Origin of the sequence: Streptosporangium brasiliense (assembly GCF_030811595.1) — a bacterium.
GTDB classification, from domain to species: Bacteria; Actinomycetota; Actinomycetes; order Streptosporangiales; family Streptosporangiaceae; genus Streptosporangium; species Streptosporangium brasiliense.
Map to the genome: position 1 here is coordinate 1,614,940 of NZ_JAUSRB010000002.1, position 18,533 is coordinate 1,633,472.

Consider the following 18,533-nt stretch of genomic DNA (forward strand, 5'->3'; position numbering starts at 1 on the left):
TTTTGAGTAGGGTCGGGGCATGTTGTACGGGAGGGCCGCCGAGCAGGCCGCCATCGACCGGCTGCTGGCGGACTCCCGGGCGGGCCGGAGCGGCGCCCTGCTCGTCCGGGGCGAGCCGGGCATCGGCAAGACCGCCCTGCTGGACTACGCGGCCACCGCCGCCGGGGACCTGCGGGTGATCCGCGGCACCGGGGTGGAGTCGGAGGCCGAGCTGCCGTTCGCCGGACTGCACCTGCTGCTGCGGCCGGTGTCCGACCGGATCGGGACACTGCCCGAGCAGCAGGAGCGGGCGCTGCGGGCCGCCTTCGGGCTGGCCGCCGTGGAGGCCGGGGACCGGCTGCTGGTCGGTCTGGGCGTGCTGTCCCTGCTGTCGGAGCTGGCCGAGGACGGCCCGCTGCTGGTGATGGTGGACGACGCGCAGTGGCTCGACCGGGCCTCGACCGAGGCGCTGCTGTTCGCCGCGCGGCGGCTCGACGCCGAGGGGGTCGCGCTGATCCTCGCCGCGCGGGAGCCCTTCACCGCGCCGGGGCTGGCGGAACTGCCGCTGAAGGGGCTCGACGCCCCGTCCGCCGCGGCCCTGCTGGGCGCCGGAGTCGATCCGGTCGTGCGCTACCGCGTGCTGGCCGAGGCGCGGGGCAACCCGCTCGCGCTGATCGAGCTGCCCGCCGCCGCGCCCACCGACGGTACGGCGCTGCCGCTCACCAGCCGGGTCCAGGACGCCTTCCTCAGCCAGGTCAAGCGGCTGCCCGAGGCGACGCAGGGCCTGCTCGCGGTGGCCGCAGCCGAGGACACCGGCGACCTGAACGTCGTGCTGCGGGCGGCGGCGGTGTTCGGGGACTTCCTTGAGGACCTCCACCCGGCCGAGAGCGCGGACCTGGTCAGGGTCAGCGAGGGGACCATGACCTTCCGGCACCCCCTGGTCCGGGCCGCCGTCTACCAGGGGATCCCGCCCAGCCTGCGCCTGGCCGTCCACAAGGCGCTGGCCGCCTCGCTGGACGGCCCCGACGACGCCGACCGGCGCGCCTGGCACCTGGCCATGGCGGCGACCGGCCCGGACGAGGACGTGGCCGCCGAACTGGAGCGGACCGCCGCGCGCGCGAGCGGCCGCAACGGCCACGCCGCCGCGGCCACCGCCTACGAGCGGGCGGCCCGGCTCAGCGCGCAGCCCGGGACCCGGGCCCGGCGGCTGACGCTGGCCGCGGAGACGGCGGCCTGGGCCGGCGAGCTGGACCGGGCCGGGGCACTGGCCGAGCGGGGTGCCCAGCAGCTCGCCGCGCTGGCCGGGCAGGACACCGAGGCGGCCGAGGGAGCGGCGCTCCAGGCACGGCTCACCCATGTCCGGGCGACCGCCGACTTCCTGCGCGGGTCGCTGCACACCGCGCACGAGGCGCTGCTCGACGGGGCCGCGACGGCGGACGGCCCCCGGGCCGCGCGGATGCTCACGCAGGCGCTGCACACCGCCTGGTACATCGGCGCGCCCGAGCTCGACCGCACCAGGGCCAGGCTCGACGCCCTGGAGCTGCCCGCCGGCGACCCGCTCGCGCCGGTCGTCGGCTTCCTCATCGCCGTCCTGTCCCGGCCGGACGCCCCGCCGTCGCTGACCGAGACGGTCGCCGCGTCCCGGCAGGCGGGCCTGGACGGCCCGCGCGACCTCGTCCAGGCCTGCGGGTTCGGGCTGGCGTCCGGCCAGGACGGGGAGGTCCGCGAGACCGCCGCGGCGCTGGTCGCCGAGGCCCGGACCCGGGGCGACATCGGGGTGCTGCCGACGCTGCTGTTCTTCCTCGCCGAGACCGAGCTCTTCCACGGCCGGCACCGTGACGCGCTGACCGTCGCCACCGAGAGCCTCCGCATCGCGCGCGACACCGGACAGCGGCAGTGGGTCAGCCAGATGAACAGCTTCCTGGCCTATCTCGCCGCGGTCGAAGGTGACGACGGGCGCTGCCGGGCCCTGGCGGACGCGGCCCTCGAGGACGGCACGGCGGGCAGCCGTTGGGTGGCCTGGGCACTGGGCATGCTCGACCTCGGTCACGGCCGGGTGGAGGCCGCGCTCTCCCGCCTCGAACCCATGGCGGGCGGGCACCACGTGTCCGAGACACGGTGCGTGCCCGATCTGGTGGAGGCGGCCGTACGGCTCGGCGCCCCGGAGCGCGCGGCCGGGGCCTTCGCCCGCTATCGGGAGTGGGGCCACCACACGCGGCAGCCGTGGGCCGAGGCCCTGGTGCTGCGCTGCCGTGCCCTGCTCGAAGACTCGGAGGAGCATTTCACCGCGGCGTTGAAGCTCGACGGGCGGCCCTTCGAGCGGGCCAGGACCGAGCTGCTCTACGGCGAGTGGCTCCGTCGTGCCCGGCGCAAGGCCGACGCCCGCGCCCATCTGCGCGCCGCCCTGGAGACCTTCGAGCGCCTGGAGGCCACCCCGTGGGCCGGCCGGGCGCGTGCGGAGCTGGGCGCCACCGGTTCGGCCGCGCCCGCCGCGCCCGCGCCCGGACCGCTGGCCCGGCTCACCCCGCAGGAGCTGCAGATCGTACGGCTGGCGGCGCAGGGCCTGTCCAACCGGGATATCGCGGCCCAGCTCTTCCTCAGCCCGCGGACGGTGGGATACCACCTCTACAAGGCCTATCCCAAGCTCGGCGTCGCCTCCCGGGGCGAGCTCGGCTCCCTTACTCTTTCCGATTAATTGGACATAACATAATAGAAAGCCTTTACTTTCCAATGAATACCTTTCACCTATAAATATGTGAAAGGATTTTTCAGGGGGAAATGTGGCTATACCGCCGTGCCTGCGTTCGATCCAGAGCCGGATGACGATCACCGTGCTGCTGATATCCGCGCTGGTTCTGGGGGTCGGAGCGCTCGCGACGTCGCTGGGTGTGCGCGCCAGGGTGCTGGAGGAGACCGTCGACACCGCCACCGTGGCGGCCCGGCAGACCTACGAGGCCGTCGGCAAGGGGCCGCCGGTCAGCACATTACCGATAAACCAGGTCGGATATCTCCAGGTCGTCTCCCACGACGGCCGGGTCCTGGCCGCCAGCCCGGCGATGAAGGGACAGCCCCCGATCAGCCACCTGTGGCCCACCGGCGGTGACACCCGGGTGGTCGACACGACCTGCGCGACGGTGCCCGGAGAGGGCCGGACCTGCTTCGTCACCGCAGGCCTCCAGCACAGAGCGTCCTCCTACGGCGACGTCATGGTCTACGCGGCGGAGCCCGAGCCGCCGATACTCGCCGGCCCCATCCTGGAGATCGCGCTGGCCGCCTTCTCCCTGGCGATGCTCGCGCTGCTCGGCTGGGGCACCTGGCGGCTGGTCGGCCGGACCCTGGAGCCGGTGAGGCGGATGCGCACCGAGATGGCCGAGATAACCGGGGCCTCCGATCTCAGCCGCCGGATGACTGTGCCGGACAAGGCGGACGAGCTGACGGAACTCACCCAGACCGTCAACGCGACCCTCAACCAGCTCGAACGGTCCCTGGAGAACCAGCGCCGCTTCGCCTCCGACGCCTCCCACGAACTGCGCACCCCGCTGACCGGGCTGCGCGCCAAGCTCGAACTGGCACTGGCCGATCCCGAGGCCGAGGACCCCAGCGAGACGATGCGCTCGGCGCTGGCCGACGCGGAGCGGCTCCAGGCCATCGTGAACGACCTGCTCATGCTCGCCCGCCTCGACGCGGGCGTGCAGGACTCGCTCGAACAGATCGACCTCGCCCAGCTCGTCACCACCGAGGTGGAGCGGCGGCCGCCCCGGCACGAGGTGCTCATGCGCCTCAAGCCCGACGTGGTGGTCCAGGGCAGCAGGCTCCAGCTCTCCCGGCTGCTGACCAACCTGCTGGCCAACGCCGACCGGCACGCGGCGGGCGAGGTCGAGGTCTACGTCGGCAGCGAAGGAGGGGAGGCCGTGCTGGAGGTCGCCGACGACGGCCTCGGCATCCCGACGGACCAGCGCGAACGGGTCTTCCAGAGGTTCACCCGCCTGGACTCCGCACGCGGCCGCGACGCCGGAGGGACGGGCCTGGGCCTGCCCATCGCCAGGGACATCGCCTCCGCGCACCGCGGCAAGCTGTACGCCGCCGACAGCACCAACGGCCGCGGCGCCCGGCTGGTCCTCCGGCTGCCGCTGTCCACCAACCTCCCCATCTAGGGTCTACGGCGTCTCACCCCGGGGCCCATGACATCTCGCCCCGGGGTCTTGGCGTCTCACACCAGGTCCTTGGCATCTCGCGCTGGAGCTTGGCATCTCGCCCGGGGCCTACGGTGTCTCACGCCGGACGTGGACCGGGTCCCCCACGGCTACCAGGTGGAAGATCCGCTCGGCGATGTGCGGCGGGATACGCACACACCCGGAGGCGAGAGGCGGCGCCGGGGCGGCCGGAGGAGCCGAGGGCACCGAGGCGGCCTGTGAGGCCGGGGAGTCCTGGTAGAGCGGATGGAGCGGGTGGTCCGGCCGGAGCGGCCGGTCCGGCCGGTCCTGTCGGGCGGCCTGGAGCGGGTGGACGGCCCCGGCCGGGAACGCCGGCCGGGCAGGGGTGACCGGGAACGCCGGCCGTACCGGACCGGTGGCGCCGGCCGGGACCTCCGACTTGATCGAAAGCACCGGACGTGCCGGATGGCGCCCCTCCGCCGGACGCACCGCATGGTCCTGGCGCACCCCACCGTCCGGACGCCCCGCATGACCCGGACGGGCCGAGTGGCGCCCCTTCACCGGACGCGGCGCATGGTCCTGGCGCACCGCACGGTCCGGACGGGCCGGATGGCGCCCCTCCACCGGACGCACCGCATGGTCCGCACGGGCCGCACCGTCCGGACGTCCCGCACGGTCCGAACGCACCGCATGGTCCTGGCGCACCGCACGGTCCGGACGGGCCGGATGGCGCCCCTCCACCGGACGCACCGCGTGGTCCGGACGCACCGCGTGGTCCGGACGGGCCGCGTGGGTCGAGCGTGCCGGCCCCCCGGCCGGCCGGTCCCTGGGGCCCGCTCCGGCGCCGTGGCCGGCCGCGTCCGTGAAACCGCTGGCGACGCCGCCCGTGACGGCGCTCATGAAGTCGCCGGCGGGTCCCCTCTCGAAGGAGAGCGTCTCGTACGTCGTCACCAGCGGATCCGCGCTCCGGTACCGCTCACGTTCGACGATGTGGAAGTCCCCCGCCGGGGTGGGCGTGCTGGAGCTGTTGCCGTACTGGCAGAAGTACGTGCCGCTGCCCGTCGAGACGTGGGAGGTGATCATCGGGTGGTCATGGCGGTAGACGGTGAGGAGCTGGCGGCGCAGGTCGATCTCGACCCGCCGGGGCTGTCCCGTGGGGACGAGCGGCACCGGCCGGTGCGGGTGGGCCAGCGCCTGCCAGGTCTCCGGTCCGACCTCGTCCTTGGCCTTCAGCCCCTGCGACTTCTGGAACGCCCAGACCGCGACCTGGGTCTCCGCGCCGTAGTAGCCGTCCCGCAGGCCCGGGAAGAACTTCAGCTCCTGCAGCCGTCGTTGCAGCCGCTCCACGGCCTTGGTGTAGTCGCCGGGGTGCAGGGTCCGGTCCTTGGCCGACACCGGGGCCGGGAGCCCTATCACCCCCACAGCCACGATCACCGCTCCCGCCAGATATTTGATCACATGGCGATGAATACCCCGGCTCTACAGGAAAGCCTTGGCGGATATCGCAAAGAATCAATCCCGACATTCCCCCTGGCGGATCTGGCCTGAATACATCACATGAAAGAATCGAGCCATGCAGAGGGTCGTCGTGTTCGCTCTTGACGGTGTCATCCCCTTCGAGCTGGGCATCCCGGCTCGGATCTTCGGCGTGGCCAAGGGTCCGGACGGGGAGCCGCTCTACGAGGTGATCACCTGCACCGTCGACGGCGGCCCGGTCCGCACCGACTCCGACTTCTCGATCTCGGTGGGGCACGGAGCCGAGGCGCTGGCCACCGCGGACACCGTGGTGATCCCGGCCACCCACGCGCTCGGCCCGATAGCCGGCGAGGGACGGCTCCCCGAGCCGCTGGCCGAGGCGCTCGGCCGCATCCGGCCGGGTGCGCGCCTGGTCTCGATCTGCACCGCCGCCTACGTCCTCGCGGCGGCCGGGCTGCTCGACGGCCGCCGGGCGACCACCCACTGGAGCAGCGCCGAGCATTTCCAGAAGCTGTTCCCCCAGGTCGACGTCGACCCCAACGTGCTGTTCGTGGACGACGGGGACGTGCTGACCTCGGCCGGCGTGGCCGCGGGGGTCGATCTCTGCCTGCACATCGTCCGCCGTGACCACGGCAGCGAGGTGGCCAACCGGGTGGCCCGCCGATGCGTCGTCCCGCCGTGGCGCGACGGCGGCCAGGCCCAGTTCATCGAGCGTCCGATGCCCGGGCAGTCCACGGCCACCACCGCCGCGACCAGGACCTGGGCGCTGGAGCGCCTGCACCTGCCGCTCCCCCTCGCCGAGCTGGCCGCCCACGCCCGGATGAGCCGGCGCACCTTCACCCGGCGTTTCCGCGACGAGATGGGGATCAGCCCGGGCCAGTGGCTCGTCGTACAGCGGCTGGAGCTGGCCCGCCGCCTGCTGGAGACCAGTGACCTACCGGTGGACGGCGTCGCCGAGCGGGCCGGCTTCGGCACGGCCACCTCCCTCCGGCAGCATCTGCAGGCGGCCGTCGGCGTCTCGCCGATGGCCTACCGTCGCACGTTCCGGCCGGTCGAGCCCGGCCTGGAGATGGCCGAGGTCTGAACCGCGCCCGGCCGCCGGACGGGTAAGGCCCGCCGACCGTGACCGGGCGGGCGTGGCCCGGCGAGTACGGCCGGGCGGGCGTGACCAGGGCGGGCGTGGTCGGGCGGGTCAGCCGTGGCGGAGGTGCTCGCGGCTGAGGTCGAGGAGCATCCGCACGTGGACGTCGGCGAGACGGTAGTAGATCATCCGTCCGGCCCGGCGGCTGGCCACGATGCCCGCGGTCCGCAGCAGCCTGAGCGCGTGCGACACGGCGGTGTCGCTGACCTCGACCGTCTCGGTGAGGTCGCAGACGCACAGCTCACCGGCTTCGAGCAGGGCGTACAGCAGCTGGGCCCGGGTCGGGTCGCCCAGCAGCCGGAACAGCTCGGCGAGCTGGGTCGCCTCCTCGGGGGTGACGAGCCGGTCGCGGGTGGCCGCCACTCTGTCCTCATCCGGTTCCATGGTGGTGCATGCGTCCAGACCGGTGAGGACATCCATGGGACAAACTCCTGAACAGGTGCTCAAATGATAATGACTATCGTATCAAGCTATCTGTCCTGCGGGCGTACCAGATAAACCGCGCCACCGCACCGCTGAACCGCTGAACCGCGCCAGCCCGCCCCGCCCCGGGACCCCCGGGTCACGGAGGCCCCTCTCAGGCCGGCGCGGAGCCCCTCAGGCCGGTGCGGAGCCCCCCCTCAGGCCGGCGCGGCGCTCAGCGGCTCGGCGATGTCCTCCAGGCTCTTGCGTTCGGCCTTGACCCCGAGGAACACCTCCACCAGCCCGGCCACGATCATGAGGGCCGCGCCGATGCAGAAGGCCAGCGCGGTGTCGCCCGGCCGGCCGCTCTCGACCAGGTTGGCGAAGACGAGCGGGCCGGCGACGCCGCCGACGAAGGTGCCGATCGCGTAGAAGAACGCGATGGCCATGGCCCGGGTCTCCATCGGGAAGATCTCGCTGACCGTCAGGTAGGCCGCGCTCGCCCCGGCCGAGGCGAAGAAGAGCACGACGCACCAGCAGGCGGTCAGCGTGACCGCGGTCAGCGCGCCCTGGGCGAACAGCCAGGCCGTGCCGAGCAGCAGCACCCCGGATCCGATGTAGGTACCGGAGATCATGGGGACCCGGCCGAGGGTGTCGAACAGCGGCCCGAGCAGCAGCGGTCCGAGGAAGTTGCCCACGGCGATGACGGCGAAGAAGTAGCCCGTGCTGGTGTCGATCTTGAAGAAGGTCGACAGGATCTGGGCGTACCCGAAGGTGATGGCGTTGTACAGGAACGCCTGCCCGACGAAGAGCGAGAAGCCGAGGATCGTGCGCTTGGGGTAGCGGGCGACCATGGTGTGCGCGATCCGGCCGAAGCCGATCGACCTGCGCTGGTGGATGGTCATGGCCCGCGAGGGCTCCTCCAGCCGGACGTCCTTGTCCCGCTGGATCTGCTCCTCGATGCCGTCGACCAGCTCCTCGGCCTCCCGGTCCCGGCCGTGGATGAACAGCCAGCGCGGGCTCTCGGGCACGTGCCGCCGGACGATGAGGATGCCCAGGCCGAGGACCACGCCCAGGCCGAACGCGATGCGCCAGCCCACGTTCACCGCGAAGTTGTCCAGCAGCGGGACGGTCAGCAGCGCGCCGCCGGCGGCGCCGAGCCAGTAGCTGCCGTTGATGATGATGTCGATCCGGCCGCGATGGCGGCTGGGGATCAGCTCGTCGATGGCGGAGTTGATCGCGGCGTACTCCCCGCCGATGCCGAACCCGGTCAGGAACCGGAACAGGAAGAACCACCACGCGGAGAACGACAGCGCGGTCGCCGCGGTGGCGATCAGATAGACGATCATCGTGATGATGAACAGCTTCTTGCGGCCGAACCTGTCGGTGAGCCAGCCGAAGAACAACGCCCCGAGACACGCCCCGGCCACGTAGAGGGCCGCCGCCGTACCGGCCACCTGGGTCTGGGTGATCTCCAGGCCGCTGCCGTCCTTGGCCAGCTGGGCCGAGAGGTTCCCGATGATCGTCACTTCGAGACCGTCGAGGATCCACACGGTCCCGAGCCCGATGATGATCATCCAGTGCCACCGTGACCATGGCAGCCGGTCCAACCGCGCGGGGACCTTCGTGGTCACCGTCCCCGTCCGAACGTCGCTCATGGCGCCACCGGCTACCCAGCGGCGATCACCCCATGCCAGGGCCCTCCGTCTCCGCAGGTCAGCCCGGACCGGCGCACCGCCCGGCCGCGCACACCGCCAACCCGCGACCGCGCCCCGACCCCGCCGTCGACCCATGACCGCGCCCCGACCCGCCGCCGGCCCGGGACCACGCCCCGCCCCGCCGTCAGCCCGCGACCGCGCTCCCGCCGGGCCTCGCGGGCCGGGCGGGCAGGAGTCCGGCCCGGCGCCACAGGAGCCTGCCGGGCCCTTTGATCATCCCGAGGCCGCCGAGTTCGGCCACCACCTTGCCCGCCGCCCACGCGAGGGTCCGCCGGTAGTGCGGGTTGCGGGCGGCGACCCTGCGGGCCCGCCGCGGGTCGAGCCCGACGGCGGCGTAGGCGCCGGGGTGGACCAGGCGGGTCGTCGCGAGGTAGACGGCGCCGCCGAGGACCAGCCGGTGGTAGGCGCGGGCGAGCGGCCCGGCGGCCGTCCACTGGCGGGCGAGCTCCTGCTTGGCGTAGCGGATGTGCCGGGCCTCCTCCACCACGTGGATCCGGGAGACCTGACGGACCAGCGGCTGCAGCGACTCGTCGGCCATGGCCTCGCGCTGCAGGGCGTCGAGGATCTCCTCCACGAACAGGGTCCCGGCCAGCCCGGAGATCTGCCGCAGCACCAGCACCACCGACCGGCCCAGCAGGCGGGCGACGCGGTCGGGGCCGTAGGCCGGGCAGCCGAACTTGTCGATCATCCGGGCGAACATCACGGAATGGCGGGTCTCGTCGCCGATCTCGGTGAGGGCGTACTGGACGTGTTTGGTCGTGGGGTCCTGGTCGTAGATGTGCCGCACGAGCACGCGGATGAGCAGGCACTCGAACCAGATGCCGACGCTCGCGACGCTGGCCGTCTCGTGTCTGGTCAGTTCGGTCCGCCGCTCCTCGTCGAGTTCCTCCCACAGCGCCGTGCCGTACAGGGAGGCGCGGTGGGGCGGGGCGAAGGGGCGCCCCTCGGCGAGCGGGGCCTCCCAGTCGATCTCGGTCAGCGGGTCGTGGGAGTGCTTGGCCGAGGTGCGCAGCAGCCGCTCGGCGGTCTGCTCGCGGTCCGGGGGCGCGATCGTCACGGGGAGTCTCCCAACCGGCGATTTACGTTTTCTCATGAAACGTAAATCTCGGGTGGCGGCCGGTCAACACCTTCCGTTTACATTTCACAATCATCCGTAAAGGTGTGTCCGATCTCACAGACCCGCCCCGGGTACGATCGCCACAACCCCGTGACCGCGACAGGAGCAGCACCCGATGAGTGAAGAGGACATCCGGGGGCGGATCCTCGACGCGGCCGAGGAGTGCTTCCTGGAGATCGGGCTGAGCGCCCGGATCCACCGGCTCATCGCCGAGCGGGCCGCGGTCTCGCGGCCCACGGTCTACAAGCACGTGGGGGACCAGCAGGCCATCCTGGACGCGCTCCTGCACCGGGAGGTCGGCCGCTTCCTCGACATCGCGCGGCCGCTGCTCGAACGGCCCGGCCCGATCAGGGAGCAGCTCGCCGAGATAGTGGCCTTCAGCGTCACCTACGCCCGGCGCCACGCCCTGCTGCGCAAGATGCTCCTGGAACAGCCGGAGGTGGTGCTCCCCCGGTTCACGGTCAACGCCGGCCCGCTGCTGCGCCTGGCCGTCGACGCGGTGGCGCCCCCGCTCGGCCGGGCCTTCGCCCGCGCGGGGGCCGCCGACGTGCGGATCGACACGGTGATCGAATGGGGGGTGCGGCTCATCCTCTCCCTCATCACCACCCCCAGCCTGACGGCCGACCTCGACGACCCCGCCGAGCTGCGCGGCTACATCGACGCCCTGATGCGCATCGGCCTCATCCCGCCGTCATGACCAGGACAATTGTCATTCTTTTCGATACATTGCGCGGACATAAGGAGATTTGACGTTTCATAGGGGGAGCGATGAGAGCCCGGATCACGGGCGTCGCGACGTATCTGCCGGAACAGACGCTGACCAGCGCGGAGGTGGAGCAGCGGATCGAGGGATACGTGCCCTACCGAGGCGTCGTCGAGCGGCTGACGGGAATCCGATCACGGCACGTCGCCCGCGACGACCAGCAGGCGTCCGACCTGGCGGCGGAGGCCGCCCGCAAGCTCGATCACGCCGACGCCGATCTACTGATCTTCGCATCAGCCTCGCAGGACATGGTCGAGCCCGCGACCGCGCACATCACGGCGGCCAAGCTCGGCCTGTCCTGCCCGGTGTTCGACGTCAAGAACGCCTGCAACAGCATGCTCAACGGGATCCAGGTGGCCGAGGCGCTGATCCTGTCCGGCGCGCACCGCAAGGTGCTGGTCTGCTCGGGCGAGGTCCCCTCACGGGCGATCCGGTGGCGGGTCAGGGACCGGGCGCAGTTCGTGGACTCCTTCGCCGGATACACGCTGTCCGACACCGGCGCCGCGGTGCTGGTCACCTCGGATTTGGAACGTGGCATTTTCTACCGCGACTTCTCGGCCGACTCCACGGCGTGGGCGATCGGCACCCTGCCGGGGGGCGGATCGGCGCATCCGCGCGACCCCGAATACTCCTACTTCCGGGGTGACGGGCGGCGGCTGAAGGAGGCGTTCGAGCTGACCGGCCCGGACATCTTCCACAACGCGCTCAAGCGCACCGGCCTGAGCTGGGACGACTTCGCCGTCGTGGCGGTGCACCAGGTGGCGCTGCCCTACCTGCGCTTCCTCGCGCGGGTGCTGGACATCCCCGAGGAGAAGCTCGTGATCAGCCTGCCCGAGCACGGCAACTGCGCCTCGACCACGCTGCCGCTCCAGCTCGCGCTGGGCGGGTGGGAGCCGGGTGACCGGGTCGCGCTGCTCGGCCTGGGCGGCGGGATCAGCACGGGCGTGATGCTGGCGGAGATGTGATGGACCTCTGGGTGATCGTTCCGGCCTACAACGAGGCCGCCGGCATCGAGGCGACGCTCCGGGCGCTGGCCGGGCAGGACGACCGTGACTTCACGCTGGTCGTGGTGGACAACGCGAGCACCGACGACACCGTCGAGATCGTCCGGCGGCACGGCGTCAAGGTGATCACCGAGACCCGCAAGGGCACCGGCGCCGCCTCCGACACCGGGATGCGCCACGCCATCACGCACGGCGCGACCCATCTGGCCAGGACCGACGCCGACTGCCTGCCCCGCCCCGACTGGGTGCGCAACATCCGGCGGGCGTTCGGCGACGGGCTGGAGATGGTCGGCGGCCGGCTCGTGCCCCGGACCGACGAGTTCCCGCTGAAGTTCTGGGAGCGGCGGTTCATCCCGTTCGTGGTGGACGTGGCCGCGACGTTCGGCCGCTTCCGGCCGGGCAACCGCTCGCCGGAGTATCTCGGGCCGTACGTGATGATGCCCGGCGCGACCCTGGCCATCACCGCCGCGCTCTACGAGCGGGCGGGCGGCTTCCCGAGGACCGCGATCGAGGAGGTCCACGAGGACCGCGCCCTGGTCAACCGGGTCCGCAAGCTCACCACCGCCTACGGCTCACGCCGCGACGTGGTGGTCTTCGGCTCGGTCCGGCGGCTGCGGGCCTACGGCCTGGCGGGCACCCTGGCCTGGTACGCCGACCACCGCTACCGTCCAGAAGTGATCGATATCCGGTGAACCACGAGGCCCGCCTCTACCTGGCCGCGCACCCCTTCGTCTATCCGCTCATGCGGCTGCTGGCCCGTCTGGGGCCGGTGGTCCGCGTCCCCGGACTGGGGGTCGTGGTCAACGACGCCGCCACCGCGCGCGCCGTGCTGACCGACGAGCGCTTCCGCAAGGACGGCCCCGGATCGCCCGGCGACCTGTGGACGCCGGTGCTCGGCCCCTCGGTGCTGCTCAACATGGAGGGCCCCGGTCACCTGGCGCTGCGCCGCAAGCTGATGCCGCTGTTCACCTCCGCCTACGTCTCGGCGCTGGTCGCCGACGTGCTGCGGGAGCCGTTGGAGGCCCTCTCCGCGCGGCTGGGGCGCGGGGAGACGGTCGACCTGGTCGACGCCATGCGGGTGATGGCCGGGGCGGTGATCTGCCGGGTGATCGGACTGGGCGACGTCTCCGAGGCCCGCGCCCGCGAGCTGTTCGCCGACGGGGAGCGGGTCGTCTCGATGGTCTCGCTGAGGTCCCGGCGGCTGCGGGAGCGGCAGGTGGCGGTCGCCAAGCGGGTGCTGGACGGGATCGGGGACATCGCGCAGGCCGCCTACGAGGCCGGGGACGACTCCACCGTCATGGGCCGGATGCGCGCGCAGGGACTGTCCGCCGCCGAGGCCAGGGGCGCGGCCGGCGCGTTCTTCCTGACCGGCACCGAGACCGTCGCCACCTTCGTGCCCCGGCTGATCGCCCTCCTGCACGACCACCGGACGCGGGTGGACGACCTCGACCAGGTGATCGAGGAGGCCATGCGGATCACCACCCCGACGCCGGTGATGCTGCGCTCGGTGGGCGCGGCCGCGCGGATCGGCCGGGTGGCGGTACGGCCCGGCGACCGGGTGCTGATCGTGACCCACAACTGCGCCCGGGCGTACGGCCCGTTCGACCCCTCCCGAGGGCACCCGCCCGAGCTGCGCAGGCTCTGGTTCGGCGCGGGCCCGCACTTCTGCATCGGCTACCCCCTGGCCCTGGCCGAGATCCGGGCGGTGGCGTCGGTGCTGCTCTCCCACCGCGTGCGCGTCGTACGGCGGCGCGCCGCGAGGAGGGTCCTCATCCCCACCTACGAACACCTGTGGATCGCCGCGACATGAACGACGACATCATCACCGGGATCATGGCCACCGCCGGCCGGGAGCCCGGACGGACCGCCATCATCGACGGCCGCGGCCGCGAGATCGCCTACGGCGAGCTGGCCCGCCGGGTGGACGCCGTCCGCGGCGCCATGACCGGGCTGCGGCCCGGGGACGGCGTGCTGTTCGCGGTGCGGCCGGGAGTGGACGCGGTCGCGCTCGCGCTGGGGGCGGTGGCGGCGGGCGGGACGCTCGTGCTCGCCGACCCCGGGCTGGCCCCCGAGGTGCTCGCCGCCCGCATGGCCGCCACCCGGCCCAGGTGGGTGGTCGCCGAGTCCCTGCTCTACACCCTGAGCGGCCCGCTCAAGGGCCTGGCCCGCCGCCGCGGCCTGCTGCTGCCCAGCCTCCGCGACCCCCTTCCGGGACACCCCGTCCGCCACCTCCACACGGGCCCCTGGCTGCCCGGGGTCCCCCGCGGAGCCCTGCGCCTGTCCCGGATCCTCCGGACGCCGGGCGCCGACGCCCCGGACGCCGCCGCCCCCACCGCGGACCAGCCGGCGGCGGTGATCTTCACGTCGGGGACCACCGCGCGGCCCCGGGGTGTGGTGCACACGCGGGGGTCCCTGGCCGCGGGGCTGACGCTCTTCCGGAGCGCGTTCCCGCTGGGCCCCGGCGACGTCGTGCACACCGACCAGCTCATGCTGGGGCTGCCGGCGCTCCTGGCCGGGGCCACCTGGTCGCTGCCCGGGGGCGGGGACCTCGCCGGGGAACTGGCCGCCCGGGGGGCCACCCACGCCTTCGCCGTCCCGGTGCACCTGGACAGGCTGCTCCGCCGGGCGCCCGAACTGCCCGCGACCCTGCGCTACCTGCTGCTCGGCGCGGCCCCCGCGCCCCCGGCCGTGCTCCGCCGGGCGATCGAGTCCGGGCCGGAGGTGCTGTCGGTCTACGCGATGACCGAGGCGCTGCCGATCGCGATCGCCTCGGCACGGGAGAAGCTGGCCCAGTCCGAGGGCGACCTGCTCGGGGCGCCCCTGCCGGGGGTCGGCGTCCGGATCGCGGACGACGGCGAGCTGTTCGTCTCCGGGCCGCACCTCGCCCGGCGCTATCTCGGCGAGGACCCGCTGGAGGAGATCGCCACCGGGGACCTGGTCCGTGTCGAGGACGGCCGGCTCGTCCTGCTCGGCCGGAAGAAGGACATGATCCTCCGCGACGGGGTGAACATCTACCCCGGCCTCTACGAGCCGGCCGTGGCCGCGCTGCCCGGAGTGGCCGAGGCCGCGATCGTCGGGCTCGCCGACCCCGAGACCGGGGACGAGGAGGTCGTGCTGGCCGTCATCCCCGCCGACGGCTACGACGGGAGCCGGCTGAGGAAGGCCCTCCCGGCGATCATGGACGCCGCGGCCCTCCCCGACCGCGTCGAACCCCTCGACGCCTTCCCCCGCTCCGGCCGTGCCGACAAGCTCGACCGCGCCGCCCTCCGCGACCTGGTCACCCGCCGTGGCTGAGCGGGGGACCGGGGGCCTGCCCGGGACAGGGGGCGCGACGTGCTGAGGGTCGGGGTGACGGGGGCGTCGGGATTCGTCGGCGGGGCGGTCTGCCGCGCGGCCGTGGCCGAGGGGTGGGAGGTCTCCGCCTTCGGCAGGCGGCCGTCGGTGGCACCCGGGCATGTGGGCGGCGCGCCGTACACGTCCTGGGATCTCCTGGGCGGCCGGCCGGAGCTGCCGGAGGTGGACGCGGTGGTCCACTGCGCCGGGAGCGTCACCGACTGGGGGCCGCCGGAGGAGATCTGGGCGGCCAACGTGGACGGGACCCGCAACGCGGCCGCGGCCTTCCCGGGGGCCAGGTTCGTGCACGTGAGCACGGCCAGCGTCTACGACCCGTTCCGGCCGACCGTCATGGCCACCGAGGACCTGGCCCCGGTCAGCCGGTACGTCAACGCCTACGGCGCCGCCAAGGCCGCCGCGGAGCGGGTCCTGGGGGAGGCGGTCGTCCTGCGGCCGCACGCCGTCTACGGGCCGGGCGACACGACCCTGCTCCCCCGGGTCCTGGGGGCGGTCCGGGGGAACAGGCTCCTGGCGGTGGGCGACGGGCGCCAGCTGGTCAGCCTGACCTCGGTGGACAACCTGGTCCGGGCCTGCCTGCTGGCCGCCGCCGGCCCCGTCGGCAACGGCGTCTTCAACGTGACCGACGCCCGGCCGGTCGTCCTCGACGACGCCCTGCGCGCGATCCTCGGCGAACGCGGCATCGACGCCGAGCCGTACTATCTGCCCCTCAAGCTGGTCGGCCCCCTCGCCGCCGCCGCCGAGACCGCCTTCCGTCTGCTCGGCCGCCCGCGTCCGCCCCGGCTGACCCGCTACGCCGCGGGTCACCTGGCGGTGGAACGGACCCTCGACATCACCGCCGCCCGTGACCGGCTGGGCTTTCAGCCCGCGGCGACGTCGTTCGCGGGCGCCGCCGGCTGGTGACGGCGGCCGGCCCGCCGCGCCCGGTGGGCCAGGAAGAAGGCCGTCCCGGCCAGGGCCAGGCCGACAGCGAAGATCACGCGCAGGCCGGCCCTCAGGGATCCGGTCAGCGTGTCGAAGACGGTGGTGGCGGCGGCGTCCGACATCGCGCTGCTCAGGTATTCGGGCAGGTAGACGTCGCGGATCACGGCCAGACCGGCGGCCAGCACGAGCATGCTCGCAGCCAGGCCGAGACCGGCCCCCAGCAGCGCCCTCATCCGGTCGCCCGCCAGCGCCACACCCGCCACGAGGAAGGCCAGGGACAGGACCGGCAGCACCCATTTCAACCTGAGCGACCAGGTGTAGAGGGCCCGCACCCTGACCAGGTCGGCGGAGGAGGACAGTTCGATCACCGGGCGCAGGGCGGGGAGGGGGGCGCCCAGCTCCTGCCTCATCAGGTCGTCCACCGGGGCCCTGACCCGGTCGTACACCGGGGTGAGGTCGATGCTGACGGTGCCGTCCTCCGGCGCCCCCTGGCCGCCGTCGCCCGACAGGACCGCGACGAGCTGCCGGTGCGCCACCCTGTTGGCGTCCTCCCAGAGGGAAGGGAAGCCCTCACCGGCGACGACCCCCTCCACCAGCGTGCGGACGAGGTCCTCGGCGGGCGAGGGCGTCCGTTTCCGGAGCGGTCCGGTGATCGCGACCGTGACGTGTTCGACGACCTCTTCCCGGATGTCCGGGTCGGTGGCCAGCGGGGCCATGGTCCCGACGTAGCGATCGGTGTCGGCGATGTCGCCCGCCACCCAGAACCCGGTGAGAGCGAGCGGCGCGGTGACGCAGCCGAGCACGATCAAGATCGCACTGATTACCGCTCGCACAGGATCCCCCTCCCCGGCCTTACCTGGGAATCCCCATCCCCACCTGCAAAAACCCGGCAGGTGTCCTTTTTGACCGCAATTTGGAGATCAGTGATCGCCCGAAACGTCAGGCTCCACTCACCGAAGCTTGACCTGGACTTCTCCGCGCGTCGCGCAGCAACATAGCCCATTCATCCGACAACCGTTACTAACCTGTGACACGTGGATCCCACGGACAGGAGATGTTAGAAAGATGGCAGGTAAACGGGGTGGTCAGAGCATCAGAACGGGCCTGGCGCTGACGCTGGGCTCAGCCGCTCTGTGGGGTCTGGCCCACCTGTGGGTGGGCCGGCGCGTGACGGGCGCCCTCCTGATGGGGATCTATCTGACCCTCGTCACCGCCATCGTGGTCACCCTGCTGAGGGTCAGGACGGAGCTGCTCTCCCTGGCCGTGCAGCCGGCCTGGCTGTGGAGCTTCGCGCTGGGCGCCCTGCTGCTGGCCGCCGCCACCGTGGCCGTGGTCGTCCGCTCCTACCAACTGGTCCGCCCGGAGTCGCTGACCCGCCCCGCCCGCTACCTCTCGGCCCTCGCGGTCGGCCTGCTGTGCGTCGCGGTGGTCACCCCGATGGTCTACGCCGCCCGCCTGGCCTTCGTCTCCCAGCACGTGGTCACCTCGGTGTTCGCCGCCACCACCGCCCCGATCCCGGTGGACCCCTGGAAGGGCCGCGAGCGGGTCAACATCCTGCTGATCGGCGCCGACGCGGCGCCCAAGAGGCCCGGCGTGCGCACCGACAGCATGACCGTCGCCAGCATCGACACCCGGACCGGCGACACCGTGCTGTTCGGCCTGCCGAGGAACCTGGAGCACGTCCCGATGCCGGCCGGACCGCCCCGCGAGCAGTTCCCCTACGGCTTCGGGGGCGAGCCCCCCTACAGCCCGGGCCTGCTCAACGAGGTCTTCCAGTACGCCGAGGACTACCCCAGCATGGTCCCGGGCGTCCCCAAGGGCCAGCGCGGCCCGACCCTGCTCAAGAGGACGCTCAGCGACATCACCGGGCTCGACATCACCCACTACGCGATGGTCGACATGAGCGGCTTCGCCGCGATCATCGACGCGATGGGCGGGGTGAAGCTCACCGTCAAGGAGCCCATCGTGTACGGCAGGGAGAACGAGGGCCTGATCCAGGCGGGCACCCGGAAGCTGTCGGGCGAGGAGGCGCTCTGGTTCGGCCGGGCCCGCACCTACAGCGACGACTACGTCCGGATGGGCAGGCAGAAGTGCCTGATGAACGCCGTCGCCAAACAGGCCGACCCGGTGACGGTGCTGCGGAGCTTCGAGAAGCTGGCCGACGCCACGGTGCACGCCGTCTCCACCGACATCCCGCAGGGGCTGCTGCCGAACCTGATCGACCTGTCCGACAAGGTGAAGGACTCCAGGATCAAGAGTTTCCAGTTCGTCCCCCCGCTGATCAACACCGCTGACCCCGACTACCGTTTGATCAAGCACAAGGTCAGCTCGATCCTGGCGAAGTCGGCAGCCGACGCCGCCAAGCCGTCCAAGGCCGGCTCCGCCAAGATTCCCCGCAAGGACGACGTGCACGGCGCCATCACCCTCGACTTCGCCTGCGACTGACGCGCGGCCCGGCCTCTACGCGCCTGTGCCGGACCGGTCCGGCACAGGCGCCCCCGTCT

15 protein-coding genes are annotated in these 18,533 nt (G+C 72.6%); 10 read left to right on the top strand and 5 right to left on the bottom strand.

All coding sequences use genetic code 11. The annotated features are described in order from the left end of the window. The first annotated feature begins 19 nt into the window (after positions 1-19). Together J2S55_RS15980 and J2S55_RS15985 are read left to right on the top strand one after the other, a co-directional pair. A complete protein-coding gene (locus J2S55_RS15980) occupies positions 20-2,674 on the top strand; it encodes a helix-turn-helix transcriptional regulator (RefSeq protein ID WP_306861314.1) in 2,655 nt (884 codons plus the stop codon). A gap of 124 nt (positions 2,675-2,798) precedes the next feature. Continuing rightward, positions 2,799-4,133 (top strand): sensor histidine kinase, encoded by a 1,335-nt coding sequence (locus J2S55_RS15985; RefSeq protein WP_306861316.1) that lies wholly within the window; start codon positions 2,799-2,801, stop codon positions 4,131-4,133. A gap of 108 nt (positions 4,134-4,241) precedes the next feature. Here J2S55_RS15985 and J2S55_RS15990 read toward each other — a convergent pair whose 3' ends face one another. Then, entirely contained in the window at positions 4,242-5,591 is a 1,350-nt protein-coding gene (locus tag J2S55_RS15990; RefSeq protein WP_306861318.1) for a peptidoglycan-binding protein, read from the bottom strand. A gap of 115 nt (positions 5,592-5,706) precedes the next feature. Here J2S55_RS15990 and J2S55_RS15995 point away from each other — a divergent pair, with 115 nt between their 5' ends. Next, positions 5,707-6,693 carry a GlxA family transcriptional regulator gene (locus tag J2S55_RS15995; protein ID WP_306861320.1) on the top strand — a complete coding sequence of 329 codons (987 nt, stop codon included), beginning with the start codon at positions 5,707-5,709 and terminating at the stop codon, positions 6,691-6,693. 108 nt (positions 6,694-6,801) lie between these two features. On the opposite strand, the gene J2S55_RS16000 is transcribed toward J2S55_RS15995, so the two are convergent. The 3 genes from J2S55_RS16000 to J2S55_RS16010 form a co-directional block, all read right to left on the bottom strand. After that, complete coding sequence (locus J2S55_RS16000; protein WP_306861321.1) at positions 6,802-7,170, bottom strand: ArsR/SmtB family transcription factor; 369 nt, start codon at positions 7,168-7,170, stop codon at positions 6,802-6,804. Positions 7,171-7,370: 200 nt separating this feature from the next. Further along, positions 7,371-8,810, bottom strand: a complete 1,440-nt coding sequence (locus J2S55_RS16005) for an MFS transporter (RefSeq protein WP_306861322.1) — start codon at positions 8,808-8,810, stop codon at positions 7,371-7,373. Positions 8,811-8,994: 184 nt separating this feature from the next. Continuing rightward, a complete protein-coding gene (locus J2S55_RS16010; protein WP_370879676.1) occupies positions 8,995-9,963 on the bottom strand; it encodes an AurF N-oxygenase family protein in 969 nt (322 codons plus the stop codon). A gap of 139 nt (positions 9,964-10,102) precedes the next feature. Between J2S55_RS16010 and J2S55_RS16015 the strand changes: the two genes are divergently transcribed. The 6 genes from J2S55_RS16015 (at position 10,103) to J2S55_RS16040 (ending at position 16,008) form a co-directional block, all read left to right on the top strand. After that, positions 10,103-10,684 (top strand): TetR/AcrR family transcriptional regulator, encoded by a 582-nt coding sequence (locus tag J2S55_RS16015; RefSeq protein ID WP_306861325.1) that lies wholly within the window; start codon positions 10,103-10,105, stop codon positions 10,682-10,684. Positions 10,685-10,755: 71 nt separating this feature from the next. Next, positions 10,756-11,715: a 3-oxoacyl-ACP synthase III family protein gene (locus J2S55_RS16020; protein ID WP_306861327.1), complete on the top strand. Its 960-nt coding sequence runs from the start codon at positions 10,756-10,758 to the stop codon at positions 11,713-11,715. Continuing rightward, entirely contained in the window at positions 11,715-12,446 is a 732-nt protein-coding gene (locus J2S55_RS16025; RefSeq protein ID WP_306861329.1) for a glycosyltransferase family 2 protein, read from the top strand. Before J2S55_RS16020 ends, J2S55_RS16025 begins: the two co-directional genes overlap by 1 nt. Beyond that, positions 12,443-13,564, top strand: coding sequence for a cytochrome P450 (locus J2S55_RS16030; RefSeq protein ID WP_306861331.1), 1,122 nt, complete (start codon positions 12,443-12,445; stop codon positions 13,562-13,564). Before J2S55_RS16025 ends, J2S55_RS16030 begins: the two co-directional genes overlap by 4 nt. Continuing rightward, a complete protein-coding gene (locus tag J2S55_RS16035) occupies positions 13,561-15,048 on the top strand; it encodes a class I adenylate-forming enzyme family protein (protein WP_306861333.1) in 1,488 nt (495 codons plus the stop codon). The genes J2S55_RS16030 and J2S55_RS16035 overlap by 4 nt, the downstream gene beginning before the upstream one ends. Positions 15,049-15,087: 39 nt before the next feature. Beyond that, positions 15,088-16,008, top strand: a complete 921-nt coding sequence (locus J2S55_RS16040; protein WP_306861335.1) for an NAD-dependent epimerase/dehydratase family protein — start codon at positions 15,088-15,090, stop codon at positions 16,006-16,008. On the opposite strand, the gene J2S55_RS16045 is transcribed toward J2S55_RS16040, so the two are convergent. Further along, positions 15,966-16,862 (bottom strand): hypothetical protein, encoded by an 897-nt coding sequence (locus J2S55_RS16045; RefSeq protein WP_306861337.1) that lies wholly within the window; start codon positions 16,860-16,862, stop codon positions 15,966-15,968. The genes J2S55_RS16040 and J2S55_RS16045 overlap by 43 nt on opposite strands. Positions 16,863-17,094: 232 nt before the next feature. Here J2S55_RS16045 and J2S55_RS16050 point away from each other — a divergent pair, with 232 nt between their 5' ends. Continuing rightward, a complete protein-coding gene (locus J2S55_RS16050) occupies positions 17,095-18,474 on the top strand; it encodes an LCP family protein (protein ID WP_306861339.1) in 1,380 nt (459 codons plus the stop codon). Positions 18,475-18,533 lie beyond the last annotated feature (59 nt).